At 48.0% G+C, this 6950-nt stretch carries 7 protein-coding genes; 2 read left to right on the top strand and 5 right to left on the bottom strand.

Annotated elements, in window-relative coordinates; genetic code table 11:
* The first annotated feature begins 371 nt into the window (after positions 1-371).
* Complete coding sequence (locus AAC147_RS01105) at positions 372-1478, top strand: AAA family ATPase (protein ID WP_047678814.1); 1107 nt, start codon at positions 372-374, stop codon at positions 1476-1478.
* Complete coding sequence (locus AAC147_RS01100) at positions 1471-2151, top strand: DUF4276 family protein (RefSeq protein WP_047678811.1); 681 nt, start codon at positions 1471-1473, stop codon at positions 2149-2151. Before AAC147_RS01105 ends, AAC147_RS01100 begins: the two co-directional genes overlap by 8 nt.
* 83 nt (positions 2152-2234) lie before the next feature.
* Here AAC147_RS01100 and ssb read toward each other — a convergent pair whose 3' ends face one another.
* The 5 genes from ssb to AAC147_RS01075 all read right to left on the bottom strand — a co-directional run bounded on the left by ssb (position 2235) and on the right by AAC147_RS01075 (position 6558).
* Positions 2235-2747: a single-stranded DNA-binding protein gene (gene ssb, locus AAC147_RS01095; protein WP_047678808.1), complete on the bottom strand. Its 513-nt coding sequence runs from the start codon at positions 2745-2747 to the stop codon at positions 2235-2237.
* Between the two features lie 16 nt (positions 2748-2763).
* Complete coding sequence (locus AAC147_RS01090) at positions 2764-2973, bottom strand: hypothetical protein (protein WP_047678805.1); 210 nt, start codon at positions 2971-2973, stop codon at positions 2764-2766.
* A 73-nt stretch (positions 2974-3046) separates the two neighbouring features.
* Positions 3047-3511, bottom strand: coding sequence for an STY4534 family ICE replication protein (locus tag AAC147_RS01085; protein WP_047678802.1), 465 nt, complete (start codon positions 3509-3511; stop codon positions 3047-3049).
* A gap of 313 nt (positions 3512-3824) precedes the next feature.
* On the bottom strand, positions 3825-5831 hold the full coding sequence (locus AAC147_RS01080; RefSeq protein ID WP_047678799.1) for a DNA topoisomerase III: 2007 nt from the start codon (positions 5829-5831) through the stop codon (positions 3825-3827).
* Between the two features lie 13 nt (positions 5832-5844).
* Positions 5845-6558, bottom strand: a complete 714-nt coding sequence (locus AAC147_RS01075) for a PFL_4669 family integrating conjugative element protein (RefSeq protein WP_047678796.1) — start codon at positions 6556-6558, stop codon at positions 5845-5847.
* Between the last annotated feature and the right edge of the window lie 392 nt (positions 6559-6950).

Raw genomic sequence — 6950 nt, 5'->3', positions numbered from 1 at the left:
CTGCCTGAACCGCCATTGAAGGAGCGATAGCAGACACACTGGTAGAAACATCCTACCAGTGGATAGTTCTTAGAGGCCTGAGATTCCTCACTATCGGATTTTGCCGATAGCATTTTTACTTTAACTGATTGAGTTATCTAATTCAATAATCGAATGTGTAAGTATAATCAGTAAAATTAAGTGATTAGTTACCCGTTAGTTCATCATCATCTCCCACAATAAGTCTAACCACCAAAAGGTACTCTTCAGAGAATAGTGCGTCAGCTATCAGCGGGTTATGTTAACATTGAAGACAACTGTGTTGATGCATGATTGAATCAAGCGTTACCCCCTTGTCTGATACTGAATTAAAGCATTTCAAAGGAGGCGATATGACAACATCTTTAGACAAGCTCACGATTAAAGGGTTTAAATCAATCCATGAGCTGAGTGAATTTGAACTTAAAAACTTAAACGTGATTGTTGGCGCTAACGGCGCAGGCAAAAGTAATTTGATCTCCTTTTTTAAAATGCTGCGGACATTAATAGACGGTACATTAAATCGCTATGTACGCGATAATGGTGGCGCGGGCGATTTACTCTTTAATGGCAATAAGGTCACGCAGAAAATGGAGTTTGAAACACGCTTCGGGGAAAGAGGATTTCGCTTTAAATTAGTTCCCACGCCGGCAGATGGCTGTGCGATTGAAGATGAAGCCTGTTATTACGCAAAAGATACTGCCGGATGGTGGTCACTGGGGGACAGTGATGATGGCAGATCCAGAATGGTCGCTGAAATCGAGAATAATTCCTCTGATGCACCGTCTTCAAAACCGGTCTATGATGCCATCGCTTCCTGGCAGATTTACCATTTTCACGACACCAGTGCGACAGCGGGAATGCGAAAATATGAAATTATTCAGGATAACAAAACATTACGCACAGATGCTTCTAACATTGGCGCATTCTTATTAAAACTCAAAAATGAGGCGCCAAATGAGTATAAGTCGATTGTAAATGCCATCAGGTTAGTCACTCCGTTCTTTGATAACTTTATTCTGGAACCGCGTCAAAGTGGGTTAAAAGAAGAAGTTAACATCAGCTGGACGCAAAAAGGCTCAGATTATCCGATGCAGCCTTATCATTTATCCGATGGTTCAATACGCTTTATTTGTCTGGCGACGGCATTATTACAACCCAATCCGCCATCGACCATTATTATTGATGAACCTGAACTGGGCTTACATCCTGCGGCCATTGTTATCCTTGCCGAGTTAATTCAACAGGCGGCTCAGCGTACCCAGGTCATTATCGCCACTCAATCCCCTATTTTAATCGATCAATTCTCTGCTGAAGATATTGTCATCGTGAATCGTAAAAAGGGCGCTTCACGTTTTGAGCGTTTAAATGAAGACGATTTTTCTCAATGGCTCGACAACTATTCTCTGGGTGAATTATGGGCTAAAAACGTCATTGCCGGAGGGCCGACTTATGAGTAATTACATCGAAGTCATGGCCATCGTGGAAGGTAAGACAGAACAGATATTTGTTGAAAAGATACTTCAACCTTATCTGGCTGAGAAAATGATTTTCATCTCTGCGACACAAGTTTCTAAACCCGGACAAAAAGGCGGGGATGTGCGTTTTTCAAGAGTCAAGAAAGACATTGAGATGCATCTGAAACAACGTCCAGATACCTATGTCACCACCTTTATTGATTATTATGGCACCCATGAATGGCCGGGATTAGAAACGTTAAATAGACAGTGGGAACCAAAGAAAATCGCTGAACATCTGCATCGGTCAACACAGAATGAAATTCACCAGTTACTATCCGCACAGAGAGCCGATGAACGTTTTATTCCCTACATCGTGATGCATGAATTTGAAGCTTTACTCTTTAGTGACAAAGAGATACTCGCCAATGAGTTAAATATCCATGTACAAGAGGTAGAGCAGGTACTTCGAGAATGCGGAGAACCGGAATCGATTAATAATAGCCCACAAACGGCACCTTCAAAGCGATTGGAAAAATGGTCGGCAAATGGAACATTTGGCAAAACGACAACAGGGATAGCGATTGCCGAGAAAACAGGCATTCCTAAGATGAGAGAAAAATGCCCGTTATTCAATGAGTGGCTATGCAGGCTTGAAATATTAATGACCGTTTAAATGTGTGCGTAGAATTTAGCATCGATTGACTTACCCAATATTAGCAATAAGCCCTGTGTCACAGGGCAATAGGTTAAACCACATCAAAATGGGATCTCATCAGACCAATCTGGTTCTTCTTTCTCCTCTTCCGGTAAAGGCGAAAGTTGTGCCATTTGTGTTGGTTTCCTCTCCTTTTTAATCGGTTGAGAAAGTTGTGTTTTTTGTGCTGACTTAGCCTGTTGAACAGAAACCTGTTTTGCATCTCCACGACTTCCCAGCATCTGCATCGTGCCATTCACATTCACCACCACTTCCGTTGAATAACGATCCTGTCCCTGTTGGTCCTGCCACTTACGCGTTTGCAACTGACCTTCAATGTAAACCTGGGCGCCTTTTTGCAGGTATTCCTCGGAAATTTCTGCTAACTTGCCAAAGATCACCACTCGGTGCCATTCGGTTTTCTCCCGAATTTCGCCAGTTTGTTTATCCCGCCAGTTTTCGGCGGTTGCCAGTGACAGTGTTGCTACCGTGCCACCGGTAGGCAAGTAGCGGATTTCCGGATTTTGCCCCAGGAACCCCACTAAAATAACCTTGTTAATTCCACGCGAAGACATATCCACTTCCTCCTTGTTATAGTGACTGACGCTGTGTCCAGCACCCTTGTTTCAGGGCAAATTCGGCCAGTTCACGGTAAGCAAAATATTCCACGGATTCACGGGAGCAGGGTTTACCCTCATCCATCGTGCCGATATAAAATCCTGCACGGGTTTGCAACACCGTTAACGGTAATTGCTTATGACAATATTGCAGTGCCAGAATTCCAATGGGGGTGATACTCATATCTGTACCCTATTGTATTTGTTAGAAAAGAGACTGCCCTGAAAACATTCAGGGCAAGTCAGTGGAATAAATATCAGAATGAATTTTCTGCATATTCGGTTTGTGCGACACCGTTTTGTGGCGGCGTCGAATCGGATTGTTCGGCCTGATAGACCTTGTCCTGACCGATTTTAATCCAATCGACTTTGATCAAACGGGCTTTCAGGCTGACACGCTGTTCACCGGCATGATCCCCGCGTTTCAGGGTAAAAATATCGGTGGACGGGTTGCTTAAGGTAAATCCCAGCAGCACTTTTTTATCCTCATCCACCGCTTTCTGGCAACGACCGATCAGACTGGTCGCTTCCTTGCCAACTACGGTGATATCAAAACGCACATAGACCGGATTATCACTCGGTCCATTTAATGCATTGATCACACAGCTCAGAAACGTGCCACTGGCGGTGCTGACATGACGGATATTATTCAAGTAGCCCAGTCCCTTAATATTCAGATTGAAATAGTCGTTTTTGGTTAAGGCTGTTGTGTTCTCAGTCATACGATGTTCTCCATGGAGGTAACAATAAGGAATGACGGAGAAAACCCTACTCCCTGACGGGAATGGTTTTTCCCGCCGGGCGTCAGACATATACGTTGCTGACGTTCTGATAAAGAATAATGAACCTTCATTGCCGTTGGATCGGCAATATCTGCTTTCAAAGGTGAGCAGATGTACCGCAGTCACGCGCTCCCTTTCAGGCTACGGGAGTTTTACAGCCACCCAAAGGCGATCGTTGCAGGCTCACCGATCATTTAAGAAACAGGTTGATTCTTAAAGCATCCCGTCAGCGCGTCAATCAATAACCAGATCATCAAACTTTTTGATTTGCCCGCCGGGCTTTGCGCGATTGGTTGACCGCTTTGTCATTCAGCATCCCTTTACAGTCCGGGTAGTTCACACAGCCCCAGAATAGCGAAGTTTTTCCCTGCCGCTGCCGCATCCGGCCGCCACAGTTCGGGCAGGCCGGGGTTTTCGGTAACGTCAGGTGTAACGGTTGGATCTTTCCGCGTTCGACTAAATGCAAAATCCATTGCATCTGTTTCTGCATAAAAACATCCAGCGATGTTTTGCCCTGCGCAATATCCTCCAGCAACTGCTCCCATAACGCGGTCATGCCCGGACTGGTCAGTACCTCCGGCAACCCGGCAATCAGTTCCCGTGCCAGTGGCGTTGACTGAATCGCTTTCTTTTTCCGCTCAATCAGCTGGCGTTTAAACAAGGTGTCCAGAATGCCGGCCCGGGTCGCTTCCGTACCCAACCCGGCACTTTCTCGCAAGACTTGTTTCAGTTGTGGATCACTGACCAGACTGGCGGCGTTTTTCATCGCGGCAATCAGCGTACCTTCAGTAAACGGTGCCGGCGGTTTGGTGTGGAGTGGCTGAATTTTTACCTCAATAATCTGACAGCGATCACCCTGATTAAGGGGCGGTAACGGTAAATCAGCTTCCTGCTCTTCTTCCTTCTCATGCTCTCCCGTTCCATCTGCAAACAGCGCTTTCCAGCCCGTAACCACATTAACCCGACCTTTTACCCGGAATAATTGCCCGCCGATCTCCAGTGTTACCTCAGTCACATCGGTTTCCTGAGCAGGAAGAAACTGCGCCAGATAGTACTGACGGATAAGCTGATAAACCTTTAGCTCATCGGTCGTTAACCGGGTGATATCAAAGATGTGACGCGTGGGAATAATGGCATGGTGTGCCGTAATTTTTTTGTCATTCCAGATGCGGGAAACACGTTGTTTATCCAACTGGCCAATAATGGTATCCATAGCCGGGTCGGTTCGCGCCAGTGCTGTCAGCACGGCAGGAATATCTGCCTGCATGGACACAGGCAGATAGCCGCAATCCGTGCGTGGATAGGTGGTCGCTTTATGGGTTTCATACAGGGACTGGGCAATCGCCAGCACCTGACTCGCGCCCATACCCCACAAACGGGAAGCAGCCTGCTGGAGTGTGCCTAAATCAAAACACAGCGGGGGCGGGGTTTTCTCCCGTTTTTTGCTGGTTTCCATCACGGTGGCGTGTGTAGCCTGCTGACAACGTTGCTGCACGCCCTGCGCCACGGCCTCCCGGATACAGCGGTTCTCATCATCACAATCATTTTCTGAAGGCAACCATTTAGCCTGAAAGCGGACAGTGTCTTTTTCCAGCTTCGCCAGAACCTGCCAGTACGGTTTTGGCACAAACTGACTGATGGCCTTATCCCGGTTCACCACCAGTGCCAGTGTCGGAGTCTGCACCCGCCCGATGGACAACACCTCACCAAAGCCCAGTGCCTGTGCTTTCAGGGTATACAGTCGGGTCAGGTTGATGCCCGTCAGCCAGTCGGCCCGTGCCCGCCCCAGTCCGGCCTGATAGAGTGCTGCCGTCTGCTCACCCGGCAAGATGGCCGCCAGCGCCTGCCGGATGCTGGTTTCATCCAGGGCCGACAGCCACAGCCGCCTGACCGTGCCGGTGAAACGGCAATATTCCAGCAGCTCACGGGCAATCACTTCGCCTTCACGGTCGGCATCGGTGGCAATAATCACCTCATCCACCTGTTTCAATAACTGCCGGATAACGGCAAATTGGTCAGCGGTCTCTTTTTTTACCGACCATTGCCATTGAGCGGGCAGCACCGGCAATACATCCATGCGCCACGGCGGAGCAAACTGCTCGCCATAGTGTTCGGGCGCGGCTATCTCCAGTAAATGCCCGATGGCCCAGGTGACAATGATACGGGCACTGAAGAGAAATCCCTGCCCGCGCTGTCTTACCCCCAGGACTTTGGCAATGTCTTTGGCCTGAGAGGGTTTTTCACACAGATAAAGCTGCATTGCATCCCCTCCATTAATTTGGTTCAACCGAACGTAAAGGTGAGGAGAAAACCGAACGCAACTTGCCTGACAAAATATCGGGATGGGGTTCACCCAGCAGTTTAATCGCCTCAAGCGCTGCCGGCGTTTTTTCCGTAATATCCTGCCGGGTGACCGCCAGTGAACGGTAGGAACGTACCATGCCGTAAATCTGACGAATGGCACGGCTGCCATTGTGCAGAAAGGCATCACGCTCTGCCCGTGAAATCAGCCCATAATGGAAAACCTGAAACGTTTTCATGGCGAGCTGGTCATAGCCAACCAGCAGCCAGACACAGCGATAGCCCAACGGGGAATGGCTGTAAACGCCGATATTCAGCGGTTCGACAGAGGAAACGGCGGATAAGGTAATCTGCTGTGGGACGGCATTCAGGGTATCCTGCAAAATAGCCAGATTCTGCCTGAGACTGGCCGATGCGCCTTCCAACGCCTGTTCCAGCTTCACCAGCCAGACATCGGCATACGGATTATCCGCTGCGGAATCCACACTGATGTTGGCTGCACGTTTAATCACCTGCGGCATTCCGAGGATCTCCGTAACCTGATGTGTCTTGCTGATGTCTTCCCGTCGGCGTCCCGCCCAGAGCCGGATCGCATAGTGGGTATGTAATTCAATCGATAACGAGGATGTTAAGACACCGGCGCGTAAACGCGGCTGAGATGCGGTTTTTTCTTCTGCATCAGACATGCACAAAAACTCCTGTTTGGCCTTGATAAGTCAGTCAAACTATTAAGGCAAAGGAGGCGGTGACTCAATGGATAACCAGTTATGGAACAAGAGGAAAAATCGACGGGATTGACTTGAGGTTAAAATAGATTATTTTTCAGGCAATGCTGGCACTGCCAGCATTGTATGATATTCATGCAACAATAAAAACAGAAGCGTCATACTACCTGATTTGATCGAAACATCATCGGGAATGAAGAAAAAGCAAAGTGCCATCCTGGCCAGGCTGTCGTTCCACAGGAAGTCTGCTCATGGTACAGACTGTGTAAAAACCCTTGATCAGTTTTTGGTCTAAGTGCGATGTACTTATGATCAATGGGTCTTAGCTACCGCTCCAATTTCAAAGCCAAGTC

It is taken from the genome of Xenorhabdus sp. NBAII XenSa04, from assembly GCF_963866145.1.
GTDB lineage: Bacteria > Pseudomonadota > Gammaproteobacteria > Enterobacterales > Enterobacteriaceae > Xenorhabdus > Xenorhabdus indica.
The sequence above is the reverse complement of the archived record's forward strand: the minus strand, read 5'-3'. Positions and strand labels throughout refer to the sequence as shown.

Bases quoted from the DNA above. Each gene is read 5' to 3' on its own strand.
- AAC147_RS01075 (WP_047678796.1), bottom strand. From the start codon at position 6,558: ATGTCTGATGCAGAAGAAAAAACCGCATCTCAGCCGCGTTTACGCGCC.
- ssb (WP_047678808.1), bottom strand. From the start codon at position 2,747: ATGTCTTCGCGTGGAATTAACAAGGTTATTTTAGTGGGGTTCCTGGGG.
- AAC147_RS01080 (WP_047678799.1), bottom strand. From the start codon at position 5,831: ATGCAGCTTTATCTGTGTGAAAAACCCTCTCAGGCCAAAGACATTGCC.
- AAC147_RS01100 (WP_047678811.1), top strand. From the start codon at position 1,471: ATGAGTAATTACATCGAAGTCATGGCCATCGTGGAAGGTAAGACAGAA.
- AAC147_RS01105 (WP_047678814.1), top strand. From the start codon at position 372: ATGACAACATCTTTAGACAAGCTCACGATTAAAGGGTTTAAATCAATC.
- AAC147_RS01085 (WP_047678802.1), bottom strand. From the start codon at position 3,511: ATGACTGAGAACACAACAGCCTTAACCAAAAACGACTATTTCAATCTG.
- AAC147_RS01090 (WP_047678805.1), bottom strand. From the start codon at position 2,973: ATGAGTATCACCCCCATTGGAATTCTGGCACTGCAATATTGTCATAAG.